Source organism: Modestobacter sp. SYSU DS0657, from assembly GCF_054050925.1.
Map to the genome: position 1 here is coordinate 1 of NZ_JBJHAG010000014.1, position 19852 is coordinate 19852.

General features: G+C 74.5%; 20 protein-coding genes. 9 read left to right on the forward strand and 11 right to left on the reverse strand.

All coding sequences use genetic code 11. The features are described from left to right. Positions 1 to 105: 105 nt before the first annotated feature. The gene (locus tag ACI79A_RS10510) at positions 106 to 1896 is read right to left on the reverse strand and encodes a glycoside hydrolase family 15 protein (protein ID WP_457082771.1); all 1791 of its coding nucleotides are present in this window, start codon (positions 1894 to 1896) and stop codon (positions 106 to 108) included. 183 nt (positions 1897 to 2079) lie between these two features. On the opposite strand from ACI79A_RS10510, the gene ACI79A_RS10515 reads away from it, so the two are divergent. Next, on the forward strand, positions 2080 to 2211 hold the full coding sequence (locus ACI79A_RS10515; protein WP_457082773.1) for a hypothetical protein: 132 nt from the start codon (positions 2080 to 2082) through the stop codon (positions 2209 to 2211). A 257-nt stretch (positions 2212 to 2468) separates the two neighbouring features. Beyond that, positions 2469 to 3029 (forward strand): isochorismatase family protein, encoded by a 561-nt coding sequence (locus tag ACI79A_RS10520; RefSeq protein WP_457082775.1) that lies wholly within the window; start codon positions 2469 to 2471, stop codon positions 3027 to 3029. Here the strand turns inward: ACI79A_RS10520 and ACI79A_RS10525 are convergent. Next, a complete protein-coding gene (locus ACI79A_RS10525) occupies positions 3013 to 3813 on the reverse strand; it encodes an NAD(P)H-dependent oxidoreductase (RefSeq protein ID WP_457082777.1) in 801 nt (266 codons plus the stop codon). The two genes, ACI79A_RS10520 and ACI79A_RS10525, sit on opposite strands and share 17 nt — an antisense overlap. A gap of 242 nt (positions 3814 to 4055) precedes the next feature. Here ACI79A_RS10525 and ACI79A_RS10530 point away from each other — a divergent pair, with 242 nt between their 5' ends. Together ACI79A_RS10530 and ACI79A_RS10535 are read left to right on the forward strand one after the other, a co-directional pair. Beyond that, a complete protein-coding gene (locus ACI79A_RS10530; protein WP_457082779.1) occupies positions 4056 to 5084 on the forward strand; it encodes a cupin domain-containing protein in 1029 nt (342 codons plus the stop codon). A gap of 461 nt (positions 5085 to 5545) precedes the next feature. Further along, the gene (locus tag ACI79A_RS10535) at positions 5546 to 5806 is read left to right on the forward strand and encodes a hypothetical protein (protein WP_457082781.1); all 261 of its coding nucleotides are present in this window, start codon (positions 5546 to 5548) and stop codon (positions 5804 to 5806) included. Between the two features lie 94 nt (positions 5807 to 5900). Here ACI79A_RS10535 and ACI79A_RS10540 read toward each other — a convergent pair whose 3' ends face one another. Continuing rightward, positions 5901 to 6299, reverse strand: a complete 399-nt coding sequence (locus tag ACI79A_RS10540) for a hypothetical protein (protein ID WP_457082783.1) — start codon at positions 6297 to 6299, stop codon at positions 5901 to 5903. A 118-nt stretch (positions 6300 to 6417) separates the two neighbouring features. On the opposite strand from ACI79A_RS10540, the gene ACI79A_RS10545 reads away from it, so the two are divergent. The 5 genes from ACI79A_RS10545 (at position 6418) to ACI79A_RS10565 (ending at position 10808) form a co-directional block, all read left to right on the forward strand. Then, positions 6418 to 7194 (forward strand): glycerophosphodiester phosphodiesterase, encoded by a 777-nt coding sequence (locus ACI79A_RS10545; protein ID WP_457082785.1) that lies wholly within the window; start codon positions 6418 to 6420, stop codon positions 7192 to 7194. Then, positions 7191 to 8090 carry a lysophospholipid acyltransferase family protein gene (locus ACI79A_RS10550; protein WP_457082787.1) on the forward strand — a complete coding sequence of 300 codons (900 nt, stop codon included), beginning with the start codon at positions 7191 to 7193 and terminating at the stop codon, positions 8088 to 8090. Before ACI79A_RS10545 ends, ACI79A_RS10550 begins: the two co-directional genes overlap by 4 nt. Positions 8091 to 8136: 46 nt before the next feature. Beyond that, a complete protein-coding gene (locus ACI79A_RS10555; RefSeq protein ID WP_457082789.1) occupies positions 8137 to 9513 on the forward strand; it encodes an MFS transporter in 1377 nt (458 codons plus the stop codon). Then, positions 9510 to 10265, forward strand: a complete 756-nt coding sequence (locus tag ACI79A_RS10560; protein WP_457082791.1) for a thymidine kinase — start codon at positions 9510 to 9512, stop codon at positions 10263 to 10265. The genes ACI79A_RS10555 and ACI79A_RS10560 overlap by 4 nt, the downstream gene beginning before the upstream one ends. Positions 10266 to 10463: 198 nt before the next feature. After that, complete coding sequence (locus ACI79A_RS10565) at positions 10464 to 10808, forward strand: RNA polymerase-binding protein RbpA (protein WP_457082793.1); 345 nt, start codon at positions 10464 to 10466, stop codon at positions 10806 to 10808. Positions 10809 to 10936: 128 nt separating this feature from the next. Here the strand turns inward: ACI79A_RS10565 and ACI79A_RS10570 are convergent, their stop codons facing one another. The 8 genes from ACI79A_RS10570 to kdd form a co-directional block, all read right to left on the reverse strand. Further along, a complete protein-coding gene (locus ACI79A_RS10570) occupies positions 10937 to 11530 on the reverse strand; it encodes an FxsA family protein (RefSeq protein WP_457082795.1) in 594 nt (197 codons plus the stop codon). A gap of 42 nt (positions 11531 to 11572) precedes the next feature. Next, positions 11573 to 12367, reverse strand: coding sequence for a polyprenol monophosphomannose synthase (locus ACI79A_RS10575; RefSeq protein ID WP_457082797.1), 795 nt, complete (start codon positions 12365 to 12367; stop codon positions 11573 to 11575). Continuing rightward, positions 12364 to 13908 (reverse strand): apolipoprotein N-acyltransferase, encoded by a 1545-nt coding sequence (gene lnt, locus ACI79A_RS10580; protein ID WP_457082799.1) that lies wholly within the window; start codon positions 13906 to 13908, stop codon positions 12364 to 12366. The genes ACI79A_RS10575 and lnt overlap by 4 nt, the downstream gene beginning before the upstream one ends. A 505-nt stretch (positions 13909 to 14413) precedes the next feature. Beyond that, a complete protein-coding gene (gene kal / locus ACI79A_RS10585) occupies positions 14414 to 14809 on the reverse strand; it encodes a 3-aminobutyryl-CoA ammonia lyase (protein WP_457082801.1) in 396 nt (131 codons plus the stop codon). After that, positions 14785 to 15618: a lysine 5,6-aminomutase subunit beta gene (gene kamE / locus ACI79A_RS10590; RefSeq protein ID WP_457082803.1), complete on the reverse strand. Its 834-nt coding sequence runs from the start codon at positions 15616 to 15618 to the stop codon at positions 14785 to 14787. The genes kal and kamE overlap by 25 nt, the downstream gene beginning before the upstream one ends. Next, complete coding sequence (kamD, locus tag ACI79A_RS10595; RefSeq protein ID WP_457082805.1) at positions 15611 to 17206, reverse strand: lysine 5,6-aminomutase subunit alpha; 1596 nt, start codon at positions 17204 to 17206, stop codon at positions 15611 to 15613. Before kamD ends, kamE begins: the two co-directional genes overlap by 8 nt. Before the next feature lie 40 nt (positions 17207 to 17246). Beyond that, entirely contained in the window at positions 17247 to 18761 is a 1515-nt protein-coding gene (locus ACI79A_RS10600) for an amidohydrolase (protein WP_457082807.1), read from the reverse strand. Beyond that, positions 18758 to 19792: an L-erythro-3,5-diaminohexanoate dehydrogenase gene (kdd, locus tag ACI79A_RS10605; protein WP_457082809.1), complete on the reverse strand. Its 1035-nt coding sequence runs from the start codon at positions 19790 to 19792 to the stop codon at positions 18758 to 18760. The genes ACI79A_RS10600 and kdd overlap by 4 nt, the downstream gene beginning before the upstream one ends. Positions 19793 to 19852 lie beyond the last annotated feature (60 nt).

The following is a 19852-nucleotide window of genomic DNA, read 5'->3' on the forward strand; positions in this document are numbered from 1 at the left end:
GCTGCGTCCGGCGCCGCCACGACCCCCCCCGCCCGCCCCCCCCCCCCCCCCCCCCCCCCCCCCCCCCCCCCCCCCCCCCCCCCCCCCCCCCCCCCCCCCCCCGGTTCAGGCGTGCTCGCCGGGCACCCGCAGCGCCCCGCTGAGGTGCCGGGCGGTGTTGACCAGGCCGACGTGGCTGAAGGCCTGCGGGGTGTTGCCCAGGTGCCGGCCGGTGCGCGGGTCGTACTCCTCGCTCATCAGGCCCAGGTCGTTGCCCAGGCCCAGCAGCCGCTCGAACAGCTCCCGGGCCTCGGCGGCGCGGCCGATGCCGTTGAGCGCGTCGGCGAGCCAGAAGCTGCACAGCAGGAACGGCGCCTCGTCGCCCGGCAGGCCGTCGACCCGGCCGTCGGCAGAGGTGTGGTACCGGAGCAGGAACCCGTCGGAGGTCAGCTCGCGCTGGACCGCCTCCACGGTGCCCACGACCCGCTCGTCGTCCCAGGGCAGGAAGCCGACCTGCGGGATCAGCAGCAGGGCGGCGTCCAGCCCCTCGGACCCGTAGAACTGGGTGAACGTCCGGCGCACCGGGTCGTAGCCGCGGGCGCAGACGTCGTCGTGGATGCGCTGCCGCAGCGCCCGCCAGCGCTCCACCGGGCCGTCGAGCCCGTGCTGCTCCACCGCCTCGATCGCGCCGTTGACCCCCGCCCAGGCCAGCACCTTCGAGTGCACGAAGTGCCGGGGCGCACCGCGGACCTCCCACAGGCTGTGGTCGGGGCGTTCCCAGGCGGTCTCCAGGAACTCCACCAGCACCTTCTGCACGGCCCAGGCGTCCGCCAGCGGCGCGAGGCCGGACTCGCGGGCGAGGTGCAGGCCGTCGAGCAGCTCGCCCCACACGTCGAGCTGGAACTGCCCGGCGGCGCCGTTCCCGACCCGCACCGGGGCCGAGCCCTCGTAGCCGGGCAGCCACGGCAGCTCGTACTCCGGGATCCGCCGGGAGCCGTCCAGCGCGTACATGATCCGCAGGTCACCGGGGTCGCCGGCGACGGCCCGCAGCAGCCACTCCCGCCAGGCCGACGCCTCCTCCAGGTATCCGGTGCCGAGCAGGGCCTGCAGGGTGAACGCCGCGTCGCGCAGCCAGCAGTACCGGTAGTCCCAGTTGCGGCTCCCGCCCAGCTCCTCGGGCAGGGAGGTGGTCGCCGCGGCGACGATGCCGCCGGTGGGCCGGTACGTCAGCGCCTTGAGGGTGATCAGCGAGCGGCGGACGGCCGGCGCCCATTCGCCGTCGTAGCGGCACTGGCCGATCCAGTCGGCCCAGAACGCCTCGGTGCTGGCGAGGGCCTCCTCGGCGTCCACCGGCGCCGGACGCGGCAGGTGCGAGGGGGAGTGGGTGAGCACGAAGGGGACCCGTTCGCCGGCGGCCACCTCGAACTCCGCCGAGGTGGTGTGGTCCTGCCCGTGCAGCCGGACCGGCGTGACGAGCGTGACCGCGTCCGGGCCGGCGACGGCGACGAGGTCACCGTCGACCGACCGCACCCACGGGACCAGGTGGCCGTAGTCGAACCGCAGCACCAGGTCCAGCCGCATCGGCACCCGGCCGGAGACGCCCTCCACGATCCGGACGACATCGGGGCTCTCGCCGCGGGGTGGCATCAGGTCGATGACCCGGACCGTCCCGGTCGGGGTCTCCCACTCGGTCTCCAGGACCAGGGAGTCACCCCGGTACCGGCGCCGCGTGCAGCTGCCACCGGTGGCAGGGGCGAGCTGCCACCGGCCGTTGCGCTCATCGCCGAGCAGGGCGGCGAAGCAGGCCGCGGAGTCGAACGACGGCAGGCAGAGCCAGTCGATCGAGCCGTCCTTGCCGACCAGCGCGGCCGTCTGCAGGTCGCCGATCAGGCCGTAGTCCTCGATCGGGCTGGGCATGGACGTCCTCCTGGAGGTGGGTGGCCGGGGCTGGGCCGCGCCGGTGGCGCACAGACGACGGCCTCAGCCACCTACCGACCTGCCTCGCCCGGCAAACCCGCCCCCCAGGACCGTTGACCCGTTATCCCCAACAAACTGATGCGGATCGAAGTCCGACCACGAAGACCAGCCCTTGGGGTGGGGATGGGCACAACCGGCCGCACGAGCGACGTGGTGGTCATGCGGGAGCACATCGATGACCTGGTCGAAGAGGTGCTGGGCATCGAGGACGCCGGCCGCCGGCCAGGCGTGGAGTTCCGCGGCACGTGCTGGTGACACCGTCGGTCTCATGGTGTGGGTGACAACGCGGGCACGGGGGAGAGGTGCTCGACCGGGTTGCGCGGGGGCTCGCCGTCGTGGTGACCCGCGACCAGACCGACGTGACGTGCGCGTCATCCCGCATCCCGACCACGAGCAGGCGGTCGTGGTCCTCGCGGTGCAGCTGCCCGGTGTCGAGCGGCTCGTTCCCGTCGCCGGCCTGGTCTAGCGTGCGCGCTGGCAGACCAGTCGCTGACCAGCGAGGGAGACCCGCCATGAGCACGCTCACCGATCGACCCGGCACCGCGCTGATGGTCATCGACGTCCAGCGGGGCGTCGTCGACGGCGCAGCCCGGCGCGACGAGGTCGTCGCCACCATCGCCACCCTGGTCGAGCAGGCCCGCGGTGCCGGCGTCCCGGTCGTCTGGGTGCAGCACTCCGACGCGGACCTGGCCCAGGGGAGCGACGCCTGGAAGTACGTACCGGAGCTGGTCCGTGCCGAGCCTGAGCCGCTGGTGCACAAGTCCTACGGCGACTCCTTCGAGGGCACTGACCTGGAGCAGGTGCTGGCCACGGCGGGCGTCGGCCATCTGGTCGTGACCGGCGCCGAGTCCGACGCCTGCATCCGGTCGACCATCCACGGGGCGTTCACCCGGGGCTACGACGTGACGCTCGTCGGCGACGCGCACACCGCCGGGGACAAGACCGCCTGGGGAGCGCCGCCCGTCGAGCAGGTCATCGCGCACACCAACCTGTACTGGCAGTTCCAGGCAGCACCCGGGCGGACGGCGGCGGTGACCCCGGCGGCCGACGTCACGTTCAGCCGGGTGCGATGAGGTGGATGCCGAGGTCGGTGCGCCCGGGCAGGAGGTCGGCGCGCAGCGCCCGGGTTCCCTGGTAGTCGCCGTCACGCAGGCGCCGGAACCGGCGAGCGGGTTCTGCGTCGATGCTGCGCAGCCTCTCCCGCAAGCGGTCGACCTCCCGGTCCACCCCGCCGGTCTCCAGCGTGTCGGCGTCGTGGACGACGTGCAGGTCGAGGGTCTCGATGCCGACGTACCAGAGCACCCCGTGGGTGAGGGGGAAGAGCAGGGACCCCAGGGCGCCACTGATGCCGCGCGCTCCGATCGAGCGGGCATCCTCTCCCGCGGTCACCACCACCAGCGCCTTGCGCCCCACCAGCCCGCCGTCGCCGTAGCGTCGCGGCACGCCGAGGTCGGGGTCGAGGTCGCCGTAGGCGAAGCCGGCGGTGAGGACTCGGTCGAACCACCCCTTCAGGATGGCTGGTGGCCCATACCACCACAGGGGGAACTGGATGACGAGCAGCTCCGCCGCGGCGAGCTTGGCCTGCTCGGCCCGCACGTCGGCGGGCAGTCGTCCCCCGGCGTACGCCTCACCGACGAGCTCGGCGATGTTCCCGGGCTCCTGGGCGCGCTCGCCGAGGTTGCGATCGCTGAGGACGGGGTCGAACTCCTGGGCGTACAGGTCCGAGGTCGTCACCTCGTAACGCCCGGACAGTTCCCGGACCCCCTCCTCGAAGAGGCGGCCGTTCAAGGACCGGCGGCGGGGGTGCGCGTGCACCCACAAGGCGGTGTCCGGCGTCGGGGGATGGGCGATGGTCACGGGTTCACCTCTCGCGCGGCAGGGGTCGGCGGTGAGAACCGGTGCCAGTCGGCGGCGGCCCGGACGACATGGTCGTCGGAGGTCCGCGGCGCTCGACCCAGGAGCGTGGCGAGCACGGGAGTGGGGCCCGAACCGGTGTCGTGGGTGGTGTTGCCGCTCATGGTCCTCGGTCAACGCCGCCGACGTGGACGATGACATGGCTCAGACGCCGAAGGACCTGCGTGATCGTCTAGTGTGCACGAGTGGACGCCGTCAGCGATGTGTTGCGCGGGGTGCGGGCCCAGGGCTCGTTGTTCGGCCGCTCGATCCTGACCCCGCCCTGGTCGCTGCGCTTCGTGGACGGGGCGCCGCTGACGTTGTGCACCCTCGTGTCCGGCGCGGGGTGGATCGTGCCCGAGGGAGAGCCGCCCCAGCGGATCGGCGCCTACGACACCGTCCTGGTCCGCGGGCCGGGGACCTTCAGCTTCGTCGACGAGGTCGACACGGACGCGGTTCCCATCCTGTGCGGGGTGGAGTGCGCGACCCCTGAGCAGGGTGGCACCCGCCACCGGCTGGGCTGGCACGACCCCGGTGAGCCCAGCGAGCGCGGAGCTGGGGCCAGCGGTGGTTCTGGACGTGGAGACGCTGCGACGACGTTGATCGTCGGGGCGTACCCGCTGCGCAGTGAGATCAGCCGTCAGCTGGTGGAGGCGCTCCCGGTGCTGCTGCGTGTGGGCGCCGGCGGCAGCGCTGATCCGGTTCTGGACCACCTCGCCGCCGAGGCCGCGATCGATGCCCCCGGCCAGCAGGTCGTGCTGGACCGCCTGCTGGACTGGATGCTGGTCTGCACGCTGCGCGAGTTCTTCGACCGCCCCGGTGCCCGGCCGCCGGCTTGGTGGGCCGCCCAGCGTGACCTGGTCGCTGGGGAGGCGCTGCGGGTGCTGCACGCCGAGCCCGCAGCACCGTGGACGGTCGCAGCGCTGGCCGAGCGGACCGGGGTGTCGCGCGCGACGCTGGCCAAGCGTTTCGCCGATCTGGTGGGGGAGCCGCCGATGACCTACCTGACCCGCTGGCGCATGGCGCTGGCCGCGGACCTGCTCCTGGACCGGCCGGACGCGACCATCGCCGAGGTCGCCCGCACCGTGGGCTACTCGGATCCCTTCGGTTTCAGCGCCGCGTTCAAGAGGGTGCGTGGCGTGAACCCCAGCGAGTTCCGCGGTGCCGCGGCCGCTGCTGCTGCCGGTCGGGGCAGTCGGGAGACGCGACGATCGCTGCCTCTGGCCGCCACTTGACATAATGTCGATTATCGGCGCAGCGCTGACCAGTCGGAACCCTGGTTCGGTGCTGCCGACTTCCTGGTTCGGGTGTCGTGCACGGCGACGCGCTCGACGTCGTCATGACCCACCCTGGATGTCGCACCCGACGGCGGGTGTCGCGTTCGGCGCACGCGTCGCTGCGAGTCGGCGGCTCGGTGGGTCATGCCGACGTCGCGCACCCAGCCCGTCGACCGCTCGGGTCGCCGGTCGTCCGCCACCTCGCCCTCCCGGGACGTCGAAGATGATCATGACTTGCCCGGGTGGCCCCGACCACGCTCCGATCTTGAGCGGTCGGCCGTGGGATGGGTGGACATCGAGCCCGAGGGGTCGCTCCCCCTGGTGCACCTGCCCACCCATCATTACGTCACACTGACGTAATGATGGGTGGATCGCCGTCTCGACGGGCGGTCCGCGCCATGCGTCCTTAGGGTCGAGGCATGAGGATCCGACGCCCGGTGGCTGCTCTGTTCGTCGCGCTGACCCTGGCCGGCGGGCCGGCCGTCCTGACCGCGTGCGCCGACCCCAGTGGCGGCCCGAACAGCGACCAGCGCAACGACGGCACGACCGACGACGAGGGCACCAACACCTCGGGCAACGACGAGAACGACGCCGAGCAGGGTGGTCTGCCCGATGTCCACGACTCGGACACCGACCAGGGCAACGAGGACCGCAACGAGGACTCCGACAACGGCGGCTGATCCTCACTGATCGGCCGCTCCCCCGGGCAGCCCGACCACCTGGTGAGTTGCGTCACTGTGACGCTTCGTCGGGGCTGCCCAGGGGACGGCCGGGTCAGCCTGCGCTGCGCCCGTTGAGCCACAGCCGGTCGAGCCGGCCGGTCGAACGCACCAGCTCCTCGAGCGAGCGTTCCAGCTCGGCCTTGGTCGGCTTCTCCGACAGGGTCGTCTGCACGTCCTCGATCGCGCAGCGCAGCTGGTAGAGCCGGTCCTGCAGGGCGTCGAGCTCGGCCCGCGTCACCAGCACCACGTCGTCGGACAGCCCGGCCTTGGCGCTGGCCGAGCGCTGCTCGTAGGCGCGCTGCCGGCACGCCTGGCCGCAGTACAGGCGAGGCCGGCCCACCGACTCCTGGACCGGGAGGAGGCTGCGGCACCAGCCGCAGCGGCGCTCCTCGCCGTCGCGCCGGCGCCGGTGTGCCCCCGGGCGCGCACCCGTGTGCTGCTGGACCTCCACGAGCAACGACGGTAGACGGCGGGTCCGACAGCCCCCGGGGGACACGCCCGCGGTCGCCCGCCCAGCTCACCTCGGCACCCTGCGCGAGGCCGTCGGGGGGCGCCGCTAGCGTGATGGGGTGCCCGGCTCGCCTTATGCCTTCCTCGACGGGCCCACTCCTCTGGCGATGGCCCACCGTGGCGGTGCCATCGAGCACCTGGAGAACAGCGCCAGCGCCTTCGAGGCATGCGTGGCGCTGGGCTACCGCTTCCTGGAGACCGATGTGCGCGTCACCTCCGACGGCGTCCCGGTGGTCTTCCACGACGCCACCCTGGACCGGGTCACCGACCGGACCGGACGGGTGGAGAGCCTGCGGTGGAGCGAGGTCCGGACGGCGCTGATCGGCGGTCGCGAGCCGGTCATGGCGCTGGAGGACCTGCTGGGGGCCTGGCCGGACGTCCGCTTCAACCTCGACATCAAGGCCGCCGGGGTGCTCGCCCCGCTGGTGCGCACCGTGCGCCGGATGAAGATCGAGGACCGCATCTGCCTCGGCTCCTTCTCCGACGCCCGGATCGCCGCCGCCCGCCGGATGTTCGGGCCCGGCGTCTGCACCTCGCTGGGTCCCAAGGGCGTCGCCGCGCTGCGACTGTCCTCCTACTCGCCGCGGGCCGCGGGGCTGGTGCGCATCCAGGCCGGCTGCGCCCAGGTGCCACTCGCACTGGGTGGGCGGCCGCTGGTCGACGAGCGCTTCATCGAGGCCGCGCACGCCCGGAGCCTGCAGGTGCACGTGTGGACGGTCGACGACGAGGAGGACGCCAAGCAGATGCTCGACCTGGGCGTCGACGGTGTGATGACCGACCGCCCGGCGATGCTCCGCGACGTGCTGGTGGCTCGAGGTCAGTGGACCGGAGCGTGACCGGCCGGCTGTCCGCTCGGCTCCGTTCCTGGCGGCCTGCCCCGCCACCCCTCCCCCCGGAGCTCGCCCGTCTCGTCGGCCCCGAGGACCCCGACTGGTTCGACCGCGAGCTGGCCATCGCCGCAGCGCCGCCGTGGTGGCTCTGGCGCGGGCTGCTGCGGAGCCTGCACCGGCTGCCGGGCGTCTTCGGTCGCCTGGAGGTGACCGGGGGCATCCCCGAGGAGTGGCTGGACGGGCCGCTGCTCCTGGCGGTCAACCACATCGGTGACTTCGACACCATCGTCGTCGCCGCGGCACTCCACCGGGCCGGCGTCACCCCGCGGTTCATGGCGACCCGCGGCATCATCACCGCCCCGGTCGCCGGGCCGCTGCTGGAGCGCGCCGGTGGCATCCGGGTCGACCGCGGCACCGACCTCGCCGCCCACGCGCTCCGGGTCACCCAGGTGGCGCTTGCCGCCGGTGGCCACGTCGTCGCCTACCCCGAGGGGCGGGTCGGGCTGACCGCCGACGGGTGGCCCGAGCGTGGGCGCACCGGGCTGGCCCGGATGGCCCTGGCCGCCGACGTGCCGGTCATCCCGGTCAGCCAGTGGGGCGCGCACGAGGTGCTGCAGTACGCCAACGACTGGGGCAAGCTGCGCACCCTGCTCCGGGCGCTGTGGCGGCAGCCCGCACTGCGGGTGCACATCGGTGCCCCGGTCTTCTTCGAGGACCTGCAGCCGGGCCGGGTGGGTGACGCCAACCGGGCCCGGGTGCGGATCGCCGCCGCGCTGACCCGCGGTCTGGCCCCGCTGCGGGCCGGCGAGCCGACCGACCGGATCGCGTTCACCGACCCCACCCGGCCCACCACCGCGGTGGCGGCGTTCCCCGGCGGCGTGGTGCCCGAGGACATCCCGTGACCGGCCGGTGCTGGACCCGCCCTCGTGCGGCTGACACCCTGCGCCGGTGACCGACGCACCGCCCGCACCCGCCGGGTCCGACGTCCCCCGCGCCGACCGGGCACTGCGCCGCGAGCGCGCCGGCTGGTACTCCTACGACTGGGCGATGTCGGTCTTCAACACCTCGGTGACGACCGTCTTCCTCGCCCCCTACCTCACCTCGATCGCCGAGGCAGCCGCCGACGCGCAGGGGCGGATCCACCCGCTGGGCATCAGCATCCCGCCGGGCAGCTGGTTCGGGTACGTGCTGTCGCTCTCGGTCGTGCTCCAGGTGCTGGTGCTGCCGGTCACCGGGGCGATCGCCGACCGCAGCGGCCGCAAACGTCAGCTGCTGGCCGGCTTCGCCACCGTCGGCTCGGTGGCCACCATGGCGCTGTTCTTCGTCGCCGGGGAGCGGTACCTGCTGGGTGCGGCGCTGTTCGTCGTCGCGAACCTCGCCTTCGGCGCGGCCACCGTCGTCTACTACTCCTGGCTGCCCGACCTGGCCGGTCCCGACGAGCGGGACGCCGTCTCCAGCCGTGGGTGGGCCGTCGGCTACCTCGGCGGCGCCCTGCTGCTCGCGGCGAACCTCGTGCTGTTCACCCAGTACGAGTCCCTCGGGCTGACCGAGGGCGAGGCGGTGCGGATCTGCCTGGCCTCGGCCGGCCTCTGGTGGGCCGGGTTCACCGTGGTCAGCGTCTCGCTGCTGCGCAACCGCCGGCCGCGGGAGTCCGCCGTCGTCCCGGCCCACGGCGGGGCGCTGACGGGTGGCTTCCGGCAGCTGGGCGCCACCCTCCGGGAGATGCGCCGCTACCGGCTGACGCTGTGGTTCCTCGGTGCCTACCTGCTGTTCAACGACGGCGTGCAGACGATCATCGGGGTCTCGGCGCAGTACGGCGCCGAGGAGCTCGAGCTGGACCAGACGACCCTGGTCTCCACCATCCTGCTGGTGCAGGTGGTCGCCTTCTTCGGGGCGATGGGCATGGGCCGGATCGCCGCGGTGGTCGGCGCCAAGCGCACCGTGCTCGGCGGCCTGGTGGTGTGGACCGGCGTGCTGGTGGCCGCCTACTTCGTGCAGGCCGGCGCGGCGGTGCAGTTCTACCTGCTCGCGGTCGTCATCGGGTTCGTGCTCGGTGGCACCCAGGCGCTGTCCCGGTCGCTGTTCAGCCAGCTGATCCCGCCGGGCAAGGAGGCCGAGTACTTCGGCCTCTACGAGATCAGCGACCGCGGCACCAGCTGGCTGGGCCCCTTCCTCTTCGCTCTCACCTACCAGCTGACCGACTCCTACCGGTACGCGATCTTCAGCCTGGTCCTCTTCTTCGTCCTCGGCGGCTTCCTGCTGGCGCGGCTGGACATGCGGCGGGCCATCGTCGAGGCCGGCAACACACCCCCGGAGCGCCTGTGACACCCGCCCCTCTGGACGGCCCGACCGACCTGCTGGAGGTGGTGCCCGTCGCCGGTGACCGGCGCCGGCACCCGGCGCCGGCGCACCTGACGTTCTTCCACGGCCCGATGGACTGCGGGAAGTCGACGCTGGCGTTGCAGGTCGACCACAACCAGAGCCGGCAGGGCCGCCACGGGCTGCTGCTCACCCAGGGCGACCGGGCCGGCGCCGCGCAGATCAGCTCCCGGGTGGGGCTGCGGCAGGCCGCGGTGGAGGTCGACGGCGCCACCGACATCCGGCTGCTGGTCCGCGACCGGTGGGCGACCGGCCAACGGGTCGACTACCTGATCGTCGACGAGGCGCAGTTCCTCACCGGTGCGCAGGTCGAGCAGCTCGCCGAGCTGGTCGACGAGTCGCACGTCGACGTGTTCGCCTTCGGGCTGACCACCGACTTCCGGGCCCGGCTCTTCCCCGGCACGCAGCGGCTGTTCGAGCTCGCCGACGACGTCCAGCGGGTGCAGGTGATGGTGCTGTGCTGGTGCGGCCTGCCCGGGCTGCTCAACGCACGGGTGGTCGACGGGGCGATGGTCCGGGAGGGCGCCACCGTCGTCGTCGCCGACACCGAGCCCCCGGCGCCGCCGGACGGCGCGACCGGCGCGACCGAGGAGGCCGAGGAGGCCGTGGTGCGCTACCAGGTGCTGTGCCGCCGCCATTACGCGAGCGGCCAGCTGGGGCCGACGCCGACCGGTCCGGGGCAGTTGGCTCTCCGCTGAGTGGTGCCACTCCCCCCCCCCGTGGGGTGGTTGAACGTTGGCTCATCACCCCATGCGATGATGAGCAGTCGAACGACACGGAATCTCTTTCCGTCATCTGTCGTTGACCTCTGCGACACCCCGAGCCGGATGCGTGAGCAATCGGCTGTCCGGGCAGTCCCAGACCTGACCGAGATCAGCACGAGAGGACGGTGTGCCATGGGCGAGCGTTCCCTGCGCGGAAGCCGACTGGGCAGCGTGAGCTACGAGACCGAGCGCAACACCGCGCCCATCGAGCGGCAGTACGCCGAGTACAAGTGCACCCAGGGCCACCTGGTCACGGTGCCCTTCGCCGACGACGCGGAACTCCCCGACACCTGGGAGTGCAAGTTCGACGGCTCGGCCGCCAAGCTGGTCGGTGGCTCCGAGCCCGCCCCCAAGAAGGTCAAGCCCCCGCGCACCCACTGGGACATGCTCCTGGAGCGTCGTTCGGTGGACGACCTGGAGGAGGTGCTCGCCGAGCGCCTCGAGGTGCTCCGCGGGCGGCGCACCCGCGCCAGCTGACGAACGGCTCGCCTCCTCCCCGCCCCTCGCGAGCTCGCGGCGGGCCCCTGGAGGCGGGCCGTTCCAGCACGTCGCGTCCGGCCCCGGTGGGAGATCTCCCACCGGGGCCGTTCCGCGTCCGGGGCGGGTCAGCGACCGGCAGGCCCGTCCTCGACCTCCCCCTCGACGACCCGGCCCTCGATCACCCGGTGCGCGGGGCCCGCGCGGTACACGTCGGCCCGGTGGGCACCGGCCCCGGCGTCGGAGGGGCCGTCGGCGACCGTGCCGTCGACGGTGCGGGTGGCCCGCACCCGGACCGGGCCCAGCCAGCGGTCGGGCAGCCGGCGTGCGATCCCCCGGGCGATCAGCGCCCGGGGCAGCGCCCGGGTGCCCGGCAGCAGGCACATCAGGCCGAGCAGGTCGCCGATGAAGCCGGGCAGCACCATCAGCAGCCCGCCGAGGGCGACCAGGCCGGCGTCGCCCAGGGCGCGGCCCGGGTCGCGGTGCTCCTCGGCGCGCAGCCGGAGTTCGGTGAGGGCGCGGGTGCCCTGGCGCGCCAACAGCAGCCCGCCCAGGGCGCTCGTGGCCAGCGCCAGCAGCAGCGTCCAGCCCACGCCGATCCAGCTCGCGACGAGGACGAACACGACGACCTCGGCCAGCGCGCCGAGACCCACCGCCGTCCGCCAGCGTGAGGACGCCCGCCGACGCGGGGTGTGCCCGCCGATCGCGGAGCCCATGGTCATGGATCTCTCCTCTCCTGCCGCGGCACGGACGGCCGGCGCTCCCTACTGGAGCGCCTGTGTCCGCCCGCCGCGGCTGCGCGCCGGTACGGGACGGCGCACCCGCCCGGGCAGCCGGTCGGCCAGCCGGTCGAGCACGCCCCACCAGGTGACCCGTGCCAACGCCTCTCCAACGATCGAGCCGCTCATCTTGCTCCGGCCCACCGTGCGTTCGCTGAAGGTGATCGGCACCTCCACCACCCGGGCGCCGGAGCGCACCGCCCGCCAGGCCCAGTCGACCTGGAAGCAGTAGCCCTGGCTGGCCACCTGGTCGAACGGCAAGCGGGCCAGCAGGTCGGCGCGCGCCGCCCGGAAGCCCCCGGTCGCATCGGCCAGCGGCAGGCGCAGTGCCCACCGGGTGTAGAGGTTGCCGATGCGGGAGATGGCCAGGCGGTGGCGGGGCCAGTCGAGCACGCGCCCGCCCGGCACCCAGCGCGACCCGAGCACCAGGTCGGCGTCGGTCAGGGCGGCCAGCAGGGCGGGCAGCCGCTCCGGCGGGTGCGACCCGTCGGCGTCCATCTCCACCACGACGGCGTAGCCGTGCTCGGCGGCCCAGCGGAAGCCGGCGACGTAGGCCGGGCCCAGCCCCTGCTTCCCGGCGCGGTGCAGCACGTGCACCCGCTCGTCCTCGGCGGCCCGGGCGTCGGCCAGCTCGCCGGTGCCGTCGGGTGAGGCGTCGTCGACGACCAGCACGTGGGCGCCCGGGACGGCGGCGTGCAGCCGGTCGAGCACCGTGCCCAGGTTCCCCACCTCCTCGTAGGTGGGGATCACCACCAGCACGGGGCCGGCGACGTCGGTCACCGGGCGCTCCGCCGGCGTGCCAGGGCGGCCAGGACGGCCCCCACGCCGACCGCGGTGAGCGCCCACTCGGGGGCGGCGCCCAGCCGCGCGGCGACGGTGCGCTGGTCGCGCTGGGCGATCGGCTCGACGAACGAGTCGGCGGTGAACAGCTCCGAGCGGTGGACCACGGAGCCGTCGGGGGCGACGATCGCGCTCACCCCGCTGGTCGCGGCCACCACCACGCTCCGGCCGAACTCGACCGCCCGCAGCCGGCTCTTCGCCAGCTGCTGCTCGGTCTCGTCGGTGTAGCCGAACGTGGCGTTGTTGGTCTGCACGACGATCATGCCCGCACCGTCGTCGACGACGTCGGCCACCAGGCCGTCGTAGGCCACCTCGAAGCAGATGACGTCGCCGACCCGCGCTCCCCCGATGTCCAGGGTGCCCACCTCGGAGCCGTGCGCGAAGTCGGTGACCCGGTCGACCAGCGGGCTGAAGAAGCGGAAGAACGGCCGGGCGGGCACGTACTCGGCCAGGGGCACGGGGTGCCGTTTGACGTAGGTCTCCCCCGGGCCGGTGACCGGGTCCCACACGATGCCGGTGTTGGAGATCTTCTCCCCCGGCCCCCGGACGACCGCGCCGACCAGGATCGGGGCGTCGATGGCCCGGGCGGCGCCGCTGATCACCCGGGCGGCGTCGGCGTTGGTGTACGGGTCGATGTCGGAGCTGTTCTCCGGCCAGATCACCAGGTCGGGCTGGTCGGCCTCCCCCGCGGCGACGGCGTCGGCCAGCCGGATCGTCTCGGCTGCGTGGTTGTCCAGCACCGCCCGCCGTTGAGCGTTGAAGTCCAGGCCGGCGCGCGGCACGTTGCCCTGGATCACCGCGACGGTGCGGGTCGGGCCACCCTCGGTGAGCGAGGAGCCGGCCAAGGGCAACCAGGCAAGCGCACCGACGGCCGGCACGGTCAGGGCGGCGACGAGCGGGACGGCGGCCGAACGCAGCGCCGTCCGGCGGCTGCCCCCCGCTCCGGCCCTCCGCGCCCGGACGACGGCGGCGGCCAGCAGCGTCCCGGTGAGCGCCACGGCGAACCCGACCAGCGGAACGCCGCCGTAGGCGGCCAGTGCGGTGAACGGCCCCTCCGCCTGGCTGAAGCCGAGCCTGCCCCACGGGAAGCCACCCAGCGGCCAGCGGCCCCGCAGCGCCTCCTGCGCGACCCACAGCGCGGCCGCCCACACCGGCCAGCCGGGCAGCCGGGAGGTCAGCGCCGTCGCGCCGCCGAGCAGCGCGAAGTACAGGGCCTCGGTGACCGCCAGCGCCAACCAGGGGAAGGAGCCGACGTAGATCCCGCTCCAGGACAGCAGCGGGACCATGGTGACCAGCCCGAGGACCAGGCCCAGCCACAGCCCGCCGCGCACCCGCTGACCGCGGACGGCGAGCGCCAGCGCGGCCGGGCCGAGCACGGCGAGGGCGGCGAGGTCGTGCGCGGGGAACGCCAGGTAGAGCGCCAGCCCGCCGAGGGCCGCGACCGCGGTGCGCCAGGGCCACCGGCGGGTGGGGGCCGGCACGGGTCCCTCGGCCGGAATCCCGGCCGAGGCCGCCGTCACCGTGCCGCTCACCGTCACTGCCGACACCGCCGCCCTCCGCGCTTGCCCGGACGACGGTCCGGGAGATGGTCGGCCGCGTGGCGAACGGGGCCGGGGGCCGCCGCACCGGGTGCGGCGGCCTCCGTCCAGCATCCCATCCCGGGACGCCGTCCCGGCCGGACCTGCCGGTCGGCCTCGGGGCCCCGCGCCTTCGGGCCGGTGCAGCAGCGGCTGGATGCGACCGCTGCGCCGTTGTCTGGTGACGCGGAGCCCCGCAGAGCGGGACCGGAAGGTGATCCGGTCCGCCCGGGACGGACCGCGCCGAGAGTAGGGACCGGCGACGTGTGAGGGAACCACCGGGGGCCCTGCGGTGACCAGCGGGTCGGACCGTTACCCGACCGTTACCTGGGTGCGGCGCGCCAGGTCGACATGGCGATCCGCAGCGGTCGACGTGTCGCCATGTCGACACGGGCGCGCCCCCGGGTGCTCAGGTGGTGGGGCCGGGCACCACCAGCGTCGCGACCGCCTCGACCACCCGCAGCGGCGGGTCGAGCACCCGGGCGGCGGATGCGCCGCGGGACGGCTCCGCGCGGGCGACGACCTCCGCCCAGCAGCGCAGCTCCCGGCTGCGCCGGCCCACCCGCACGACCTCGCAGGAGGCCTCCAGCACGTCCCCGGCCTGCACCGGGGCGAGGAACCGGACCTCCGAGTACCCGGCGAGCAGCCCCTCGTCGCCGTCGGCGCGGATGGCCAGCTCGGTGGCGACGTCGCCGAACAGGCCCAGCGTGTAGGCCCCGTCGACGAGGTTCCCGCCGTAGTGGGCGTGCGCGTGCGGCACGTAGCGGCGGTGCGTGACGGTCAAACCGATCCGGGGATCGTCCATGCGGGGGCCTCCTCTGCCGGGACGAGCGCGTGCACGAGATAGCTGGCGACCTCGCCGGGCGTCGTCCCCCGGCCGAAGACCTTGTCCACGCCGAGCTCGGACGCCATCGCCGGATCGAAGCGGGGCCCGCCCACCACCAGGAGCGGGCGGGACTCCCCCATCGCCTCGCGGAACGCGCCGGCCAGCTCGCGGGTGTTGCGCAGGTGGGCGTCCCGCTGGGTGACCACCTGGGAGACCAGGACGGCGTCGGCCCGCCGGTCCCGGGCCGCGCGGACCAGCTCGGGCACGCCCACCTGCGCACCGAGGTTGGTCACCTGCAGCTCCCGGTAGTACTCCAGGCCCTTCTCCCCCGCGAACCCCTTCAGGTTGAGGATCGCGTCGATGCCCACCGTGTGCGCGTCGGTGCCGATGCACGCCCCCAGCACCACGAGGCTGCGGCGCAAGCGGGTCTTCACCGCGGCGTCGACCTCGCTGGGCGACAGCAGCGGGTAGACCCGCTCCTCCACCTGGACGGCGTCGAGGTCGACCAGGTGCCGCACGCTGCCGTAGACGACGAAGAAGGTGAAGGCCGCGCCGTCGCCCACCGCCCCACCCCCACCACCGATGCCGGCGCTGTGCACCACCATCGCGGGTTCGATGCCCATCTTCTGCGCCAGCTGCAGCGCCGCGCCCTCGGCCCTCGGTCCCGGCGGCACCGGCAGGGTGAACGACGTCTGCACCATCCCGTCACCGGTGGTGTCCCCGTACGGCCGGACGACGCTCCCGGCGTCCGCCTCACCGAGGCGGCCATCCGGGTGGTTCTCAGGCACGGGACACCTCGCGGGTGAGCAGCTCGGTGGCCGGGTCGTAGTGGTCCGCGGCCTTGGCGACGACGCCGTCCAGGCCCCTGCCGCCGTCCGGCAACCGCCTGGTGATGCCGAACGTGCCGTCGGCGATGGCCTGGATCAGCCCCTGCGGGTGCTCGGCGATGCGCTCCAGCAGCCCCACCGCCTCGGTGAGCACGGTGTGCGCCCGGCGGTCGATGAAGCCGCCGGGCGGCGGGGAGAAGTCCTCGGCCAGGTTGCCGGCGGCCTCCAGCACGTACCTGACGTTGCGCAGCGCCAGGTCGCGGTCGGACAGCCAGGGGGTGACCACGGCCTCGGTCATCATCCCGACCAGCAGGATGCCCTGACCGGTGAGCGCCCCGGCCAGGTTGAAGAAGCCGTCGAGCAGGTAGCCGCGGAACACGTCGCCGGTCATGTGCTTGGTCGGCGGCATCCACTTCAGCGGGGCGTCCGGGAACAGCTCGCGGGCCAGCAGGGCGTGCGCCAGCTCCAGCCGGAACGACTCCGGCACCGACGGGTCGATCTCGAAGGCGTGGCCCAGGCCCAGCTGCCAGTCGGCGAGGCCGGCCTCCTTGGCCAGGGTCTCGTTGAGCAGCTGGCTGACCGTGACGGTGTGCGCCTCGTCGACGGCGTCGGCGGTGGTGAGGTAGTTGTCCTCGCCGGTGTTGATGACGATGCCGGCGCGGGCGTGCACCATCCGGCTGAACCGCTGGTCGACGAAGGTGCGGCGCGGGTTGATGTCGCGGAAGAGGATCCCGTACATCGCGTCGTTGAGCATCATGTCCAGCCGCTCCAGGCCGGCCAGCACGGCGATCTCCGGCATGCACAGCCCGGAGGCGTAGTTGGTCAGCCGGACGTAGCGGCCCAGCTCCGCGCTGACGTCGTCCAGCGCCGCCCGCATCAGCCGGAAGTTCTCCTGGGTGGCGTACGTGCCGGCGTAGCCGGTGCGGGTCGCGCCCTCGGGCACGTAGTCCAGCAGCGACTGCCCGGTCGAGCGGATGACGGCGATGACGTCGGCGCCGGCCCGGGCCGCGGCCTGCGCCTGCGGGATGTCCTCGTGGATGTCGCCGGTCGCCACGATCAGGTAGATCCACGGCCGGCGGGGCGGGTCGCCGTGGGTGGCCACCAGCTCCTCCCGGCGCGCCCGGTTGGCGTCGACCCGGGCGATGCCCCCGGCGACGGCGGCGCGGGCGGCCGTGCGGGCCCGCTCGGCGGCGGCGCCCTCGGGCACGGTGAACCGGGCGGTGCCCGCGCCCACCTGCTCGGCGAGGTCCTGCAGCGTGCCGCCGTCGCGCAGGGCGTGCCAGACCGGCAGCGCGACACCGTGCTCCAGGCCCACCTGGTCGCGGACGGCGTCCACCACGCGGTTGACCCAGGGCACCCGGTCCTGCTGCTCGGCCCCGCCGCCGGTGACCGGGTCGGTGCCGGTCAGCCCGGCCAGCCGCAGCACCGCCCGCTCCACGGAGACGGTGGTGTGCGCCGTCGCCAGGTCGACCACCGGGGCGGCCGCCCGCGCGGCCAGCTCCCGCGCCCGCCGGACCAGCGCCGGGTCGAGGGTCAGCTTCCCGCTCACCGCTCTGCGCTTTCCGCGCCGAAAGCGGGGACGGTGGGGGTCATCGGGTGTCTCCGATCGGGTGGCCGGCGACGATCAGCTGCCGGCACGCCGGGCGGCTGCGGGTGGCGAGCACCGCGGACAGGGTCTGCTCGGTCGCCCACAGCGCCAGGTCCGCCGGCGCGCCGACCGCCAGCGGCCCCTCCGGGTGCTCGGCGCGCGCGGCCACCCAGCCGCCGTGGGTGGCGGCGTCGAAGGCGTCGAAGGGGCGCATGCCCGAGCCGGGGGTGGTGTGGTCGACCGCGGCGTACACCCCGCCCCACGGGTCCATCGGCGTCACCGGGGCGTCGCTGCCCAGGGCGACCGGGACGTCGCCGTCGACCAGGTCGGCCAGCGGGTTGGTCGCCGCGGCCCGGTCGACCCCGAGCCGCTCGGCGTACATGCCCGCAGGCCCGCCCCACAGCGCGTCGAACGCGGACTGCACGCTGGCCACCATCCCCCAGCGGCGCAGCTGGTCGATCGCGTCGGGGTCTACCATCTCCAGGTGCTCCAGCCGGTGGCGGCAGGCCCGGACGGCGTCGCGCCCCAGCTCCTCGACGACGGCGCCGACGGCGGTGAGCACCTGGGCCACCGCGGCGTCGCCGATCACGTGGAAGCCGGCCTGCACCGATGCCCTCGTGCAGGCCCGCAGGTGCTCGACCAGCTGGCCGGTCTCGAAGCGCAGCGCTCCGGTTGTCTCCGGGCGGTCGGTGTACGGGCTGCTCAGCGCGGCGGTGTGCGAGCCGAACGCCCCGTCGCAGAACAGGTCGCCGCCGGCACCGGCCAGGCCGAGCTCGGCGACGACGTCGAGGCCGCCGCGTTCGAACAGCTCGCCCCAGTACCCGAGCACCCGCGGCCCGGGCTGCTCGGCGGCCAGCTGCAGCAGCCCGGACAGGTCGTCGGCGCCGGAGACCTCCGGGCCGGCCATCTCGTGCACCGTCCCGATGCCCAGCGCCGCGGCCGCGTCCAGGGTGGCGCGCTGGGCGGTGCGCCGCTGCACCGGGTCGACCGAGCCGTAGGCGAGCCGGCGAGCGGCGTGGTGCGCGTCCAACCGCAGCCGGCCGTCCGCGGAGAAGCCGGGCAGCTCGGTGACCCGCGGGAGGCGGTCGAGCAGGGCGGTGGAGACCGTCGCCGAGTGGACGTCGATCCGGGCCAGGTACGCGGGCCGGTCCCCGACCACGGCGTCCAGGTCGTGCCGGGTCAGCCCGCGCCCCTCGGGCCAGGCCGTCTCGTCCCAACCGGTGCCCAGCACCACGCCGGTGGGGGCCGCCGCGGCGTGCCCGGCGACCCGGGCCAGCGCCGAGCGCAGGCTGTCGGCGCCGGCGAGGTCGAGCCCGGTGAGCGCCAGCCCGGTGGCGGTGGCGTGCACGTGGGCGTCGACGAACGCCGGGGTGAGCAGCGCTCCCCCGCCGTCCAGGACGAGGTCCGCCTGCGGGGCGTCGGCCGCGTCGCCCAGCCAGGCGATGCGGCCGTCGACGACGTGCACCGCCCGGCCCGGACTGTCGCCCACGGTCACGCCGGTCACCAGCAGGTTCACCGGGCCACTCGCGGGTCGATCAGCGCCCGGACCCCCGGCGTGCGCCGGTACAGGTCGATCGCCAGGGCCGCGTGCCCCGGCGTGTAGCCGTTGCCCACCAGCATCGTCACGTCTGCCGCCATCCCCTCAGCTCCCAGGGCCGCCGCCGAGAAGGACGTGGCCATGGAGAAGAAGACCACGGTGCCGCCGTCGGCCGTCGCGAGGACCGCCCCGTGCTCGGCGCCGGGGACGTCGACGCACACGACGGTGACGTCGACCGGCTCTCCCACCGCGGCCGCCACCGCCAGCGGATCGGTGGCGTCGGCGACGACCACCTCGTCGGCCAGGCCGGCCGCGCGCAGCGCCGCGGCCTCGGTGCCGTCCCGGACGACGCCCACCAGGCGGCCCGCCCGGGCGTCGCGCGCCGCGGCCAGGCTCAGGCAGCCGGACTTGCCGGCCGCGCCGAGGACGGCGACCGACGGGCGGTGCCCGGCACGCTGCACGACCCGCTCGGTGGCGGCCGGCGCCCCGCAGACGTCCAGCACGGCCAGCGCGACCTGCTGCGGCACGTCGTCGGGGAGGACGGCGGCGATCGAGCGGGCGAAGAGGATCGCCGTCCCCTCGGCCGGCACCTGCTCGCCGCGCCCGTCCCAGCGGGCCAGCCCGTCGGTGATCCGCAGCGGGGTGAGCGTCAGCGACACCAGCGTGGCCACCGGGTCACCGGGCCGCAGGCCCAGCGGTGACCGGTCACCGACCTCCTCGACGACGCCGACCAGCATCCCGCCGGAGCCGGTGACCGGATTGTGCATCTTCCCGCGGGTCTCGACGATGCCCAGCACCGCGGCCCGGACGGCGTCCCCGTCGCCGCCGTGCGCCTCGGACAGCTGGCGGAACGAGGCGGCGTCGAGGTTGAGCCGGGAGACCGCGATGCGCACCTCGTCCGGGCCGACCCGCGGGTCGGGGTCGAGCCGGACGGCCGCCTGCGGCAGCACACCGGGCGGGTCGAGCACCCGGTGCACCCCCAGGGCGCGGTGCAACGAGTCGATCGCCACCGGCGCCCGTCCCTTCGCTCGTCGGCAATGACAGGCGGAGAAGGTATCGCGAAACGGGCT

Bases quoted from the DNA above. Each gene is read 5' to 3' on its own strand.
- ACI79A_RS10510 (WP_457082771.1), bottom strand. From the start codon at position 1,896: ATGCCCAGCCCGATCGAGGACTACGGCCTGATCGGCGACCTGCAGACG.
- ACI79A_RS10515 (WP_457082773.1), top strand. From the start codon at position 2,080: ATGGGCACAACCGGCCGCACGAGCGACGTGGTGGTCATGCGGGAGCAC.
- ACI79A_RS10520 (WP_457082775.1), top strand. From the start codon at position 2,469: ATGAGCACGCTCACCGATCGACCCGGCACCGCGCTGATGGTCATCGAC.
- ACI79A_RS10535 (WP_457082781.1), top strand. From the start codon at position 5,546: ATGAGGATCCGACGCCCGGTGGCTGCTCTGTTCGTCGCGCTGACCCTG.
- ACI79A_RS10565 (WP_457082793.1), top strand. From the start codon at position 10,464: ATGGGCGAGCGTTCCCTGCGCGGAAGCCGACTGGGCAGCGTGAGCTAC.
- ACI79A_RS10570 (WP_457082795.1), bottom strand. From the start codon at position 11,530: ATGACCATGGGCTCCGCGATCGGCGGGCACACCCCGCGTCGGCGGGCG.
- kal (WP_457082801.1), bottom strand. From the start codon at position 14,809: ATGGACGATCCCCGGATCGGTTTGACCGTCACGCACCGCCGCTACGTG.